The sequence below is a fragment of the Chamaesiphon sp. VAR_48_metabat_135_sub genome (genome assembly GCF_031418915.1).
In the GTDB taxonomy this organism is placed as follows: domain Bacteria; phylum Cyanobacteriota; class Cyanobacteriia; order Cyanobacteriales; family Chamaesiphonaceae; genus Chamaesiphon.
Genome location: NZ_JANOJV010000197.1, coordinates 1 through 4,103 on the forward strand (window position 1 = coordinate 1; position 4,103 = coordinate 4,103).

General features: G+C 41.4%; 3 protein-coding genes and 1 pseudogene. All 4 read left to right on the forward strand.

Annotated elements, in window-relative coordinates:
• Positions 1 to 939 (forward strand): Hsp70 family protein (locus RMO55_RS14230; protein WP_310427503.1); only part of this gene is annotated, 939 nt, incomplete at its 5' end.
• A 229-nt stretch (positions 940 to 1,168) separates the two neighbouring features.
• A complete protein-coding gene (locus RMO55_RS14235; RefSeq protein ID WP_310427505.1) occupies positions 1,169 to 2,425 on the forward strand; it encodes a hypothetical protein in 1,257 nt (418 codons plus the stop codon).
• 18 nt (positions 2,426 to 2,443) lie between these two features.
• Positions 2,444 to 3,592 (forward strand): STM4014 family protein, encoded by a 1,149-nt coding sequence (locus tag RMO55_RS14240; RefSeq protein WP_310427507.1) that lies wholly within the window; start codon positions 2,444 to 2,446, stop codon positions 3,590 to 3,592.
• Between the two features lie 266 nt (positions 3,593 to 3,858).
• A pseudogene (locus tag RMO55_RS14245) lies at positions 3,859 to 4,103 on the forward strand (hypothetical protein); the annotation flags it as partial.

The following is a 4,103-nucleotide window of genomic DNA, read 5'->3' on the forward strand; positions in this document are numbered from 1 at the left end:
GAGGTTTTAGCCAAGACGGATGTATATGTCGGTGGGGAAGATATCGATAGGTGGATTATTGAAGATTATTTAATTCAATTGGGTAGCGACAGAGAAACCATCGGCGAAGTTGGCTGGCAAAATCTACTCGCAATTGCGGAAAGATTGAAAATTCGGTTGACAACTAATACCGAAGCGCGAGAAAGTTGGTTGGATGAAGATACATTCATGTCCTACGATCTGAGTTTAGATCGATCGCAATTAGAAGAACTATTAGAACAGCGACAATTACTCGAACAGTTTCGCCAAGCGATCGATGAAATCCTCACCCTCGGCTTGCGAAAAGGTGTCCAAAAAGCAGACATCGAACAGATCCTATTAGTCGGTGGTAGCTGTCAAATTCAAGCAATCCAACAACTATTTATCTCCTACTTCGGCAGACAACGAGTCAAACTCCACAAACCATTTGAAGCCGTCGCACATGGAGCCTTAGCACTCACCCAAATTGCGGGGTTAGAAGATTATCTCCGACATGGATATTGCATTCGCCTGTGGGAACCCTATACTCGTACCTACAACTACTTTCCCCTGTTTGAACCTGGCATCAAATATCCCTGCAAACGCGAGGAACCATTAACCCTCCAAGTCGCTTTGGAAGGACAAACGGAACTGCGCTTAGATATCGGCGAAATTGCCCAAATCAGTACCGCAGAAGTCACTTATGACGCTCAGGGGAGAATGAATAGTAGTCCAGTGAATAAACAATCCCAATATCGATCGTTAGAACGCGAACGTAATTCGGTTTGTTTGGCGAGATTAGAACCACCAGGGGAATTAGGGATCGATCGAATTGCCGTGGAATTTGCCGTGACGGAGCATCGAATTTTGGTGGTGACTGTGACGGATTTATTGATTAATAAAGTTTTGGTTGAGCAGGGATCGATCGCTAAATTGAATTAGTGATGATTAGTGCGAGCGACATCCGCGCTGAAATGGAATTTCGCGCTCATAGCGAAAGTTATCTGAAGATAACTGGGAATTGATTTTAGTCCGTTTTAACGGACTTTTGCTCTGAGCACCCGAATTCATTCGAGGGCTGGATCTATGCTGATAATCTAAGATCGATTACCGAAGGTAGGCTCCGCCAACGGGCATAATAAGCATAATCCCTAATCCCTCTTTCAGAAGCATGTCAGAACTCAATCCACGCAATACTGATGTAGTCTTAGGCGGACAAATTCCCACACCTAAAGATGGAGTTGTTTTAGGGGGATTAGCTAGAATAGAGCAGCGATTAGCTAGTGAATCATTATCGCTCAGACTTCAAGGATTAAAAGATATTATTCACTATGGCGATCGAGGTGTTGATATAGCTATTGAAGCACTTTCCGATCGGAATTTGCAAATTCGTCAATTAGCAGGTAAATTATTGCGAATTCACGGTGGAGAACGCGGCAGGAATATTTTATTAGATTATCAACCTCTAAGTTATTTCAATACTTTTGCTGACTGGCGACGAGAAATCTATAATCCTCAAATAGGAATCATCGACCCAGACAATAATGCTTATGTGGTGGCAATGACTAATTCAGGACAAGCAGGAAAGTATGAGTTCAATAACTTTAAATCTCTAATTAAAGATCCACGCATTAGCGATCTACAGGCATTATTTTTTCAGATAGATGATAATCCTCGCGATCGAGAGCGAACTTTTACTATCGGCTTAGAAGCTATTAATAGTGCAAGACATTTACTGTCTAAGCTTCGAGCATTATTTATCGGCGATAGTATGTTGGATCTCCAATCAGAAAGTAATAAATCAAAATTAGAGATTCTAGAGGTACGATCTTTATTGATATCATTTCCTGACTTAGAAATATTAGAAATTGCAGGGCACTTTGGTTATCATCAATTAGATTGCAGTCAATTAGAACATCAGAATCTAAAAACGCTAATTATTAAAACAGAAAATATTCCAGCGGATAATATCAAGCAACTTTGCAGTATATCTTTGCCGAACTTAGAGTATCTAGAACTATGGTTGGGTAAGCAGGGGAGTATAAATGAGATTAAGAAAGCTATGCAACCTATTTTATCGGGTATTTCTGCACCTAATCTACAGTATCTAGGCTTATGCGGATGTCATGATACCAATAGTTTAGTTTCGGAAATACTATCTAGTCCGATTATCGATAGACTTCCCGTTCTTGCTTTTAAAATGGGATCGATGACAATACAAGGAGTATCTGCTCTGACAAATAGTCCTAAGCTTAAAAATCTAAAATTATTAATTTTGTCTGGAGAAGTGATATCTCCAGAAGCACTTAGTTTACTACAAAAATTGGAGTGTAAACTTGATATTCGCAATAATCAATATAGACCTAAAATCGATATTTCCAAACATAAACCAGCAAAAGAACGCCGTTATAGTCCAAGCTGGGAATGAGCCAGAATAATGAGTAAAATGCTTAATTTTATCCTAATTGCTAATCCAGAAACTCGCCGCGTGCAACTATTTCAGCAAGCATTAGAACGTTGCGGCGTACCTCCAGCTCGATCGATCTCCTATGCTGATTTATTAGCCTGTAGGTGCGATTTAGCCCAATTTGACTCTCCAGATACTATTTTCCGATTTGACGCGCCTGAGCGCAGTTTTGAGGTCGATCGAGGGTTTATTGCCGCAGGTGCAGAACTAGAGCCAGATGGACGACATCAACGGATTAGTGCGAGTGCGGCGGTGCAGTTACCAGCGGATTTGGGGCGGATTTGGTATCAACGTCAATGGTATCTCGGCTGGCGACAGTGTTTAAAAACCTGGACAGCTAATCTTCAAGGGAGAATCCTAAATCATCCCGATGATATTATTATCATGTTTGATAAAGTTCGGTGTCAGCAAATTTTAGCAACAGCAGGTATTCCCGTACCGCCGATGTTATTTGACGATCGCAATTCAACGATTACTAGTTACGATCGATTATGCACTCTAATGGACGATCGAAAGATCGATCGAGTATTTATTAAACTGGCGCATGGTTCCTCTGCTTCAGGGGTGGTTGCTTACGAACGTCGGAATGGATACGAACGGGCGATTACTACCGTCGAGCGAGTTGCCGAAGGGGGAGAATTACGGTTCTATAATTCACGGTTGATTCGGCAATATCGAGCTACAGATGCGATCGCCGATATTGTCAATTTTCTCGCATCTGAATCAATTCAAGTAGAAACATGGCTACCCAAAGCACGATTAGCAGGTAGGGAATTTGATGTGCGAGTGGTAGTAATTGGGGGTAAGGCGCGTCAAGCAGTAATTAGGGTAGGAAATAGCCCGATGACTAATTTACATTTGGGAAACGATCGCCGAGAAATTGCCGATTTACCACCAGGTTTATCACCTGTCGTTTGGGAAGAAATGTTAGCCACCTGCGAACGCGCAGCGGCTTGTTTTCCCAATACTTTCTACTGTGGGATAGATTTGTTAATTGCGCCAAATTTGAGGGAACACTATATCTTAGAACTGAATGCTTTTGGTGACTTGCTTCAGGGTATTACTTGGCAGGGTGAGGATACCTATACAACTCAGGTGCGGATGTTGTTGACAGAATATTTAAAATAGGCAAACTAGTACAAAAATATGCTAAGTTAGATATGATTTATTCGATCGCCCTAGTACGCCTCGTCTTAGAGCGTACCCACAGTTCGGCTACGCTCACCGCAGGCAAGGGATACCCCTATAGGTTAATTGTGTGGCAGGGTGGTTTCAGCCACCAAAATAAAAATCTTTCAGTTCACTGAAGTGAACTTTTGCTGTTAGCCCCGAATTCATTTGAGGGCGATTAAAGACTAAGCACCAAAATCCAAAATCCAAAATCCAAAATTAAGATGGGAATCTATCAACACGACGAGTTATTTGCAGATAAGCCAGTTGTTGAATATACAGCCGAAATTGGGATTACCAAGCCGAAGGAGTGTAGTTATCGATTGAGTATCGATTATGATTCTGAGCATAGTATTATCGATTTATTATCACAATTTTTAGCAGATCCTAATGTTAGTAAAATTACTAGTTTGACGATCGGACAATGGGATACTGAAGATGGATCGAGTGCATCTGTTGTAAATTTCCT

What these genes read in the sequence shown, in the direction of transcription:
- RMO55_RS14235 (WP_310427505.1), top strand. Translation starts at nt 1,169, where the DNA reads ATGTCAGAACTCAATCCACGCAATACTGATGTAGTCTTAGGCGGACAA.
- RMO55_RS14240 (WP_310427507.1), top strand. Translation starts at nt 2,444, where the DNA reads ATGCTTAATTTTATCCTAATTGCTAATCCAGAAACTCGCCGCGTGCAA.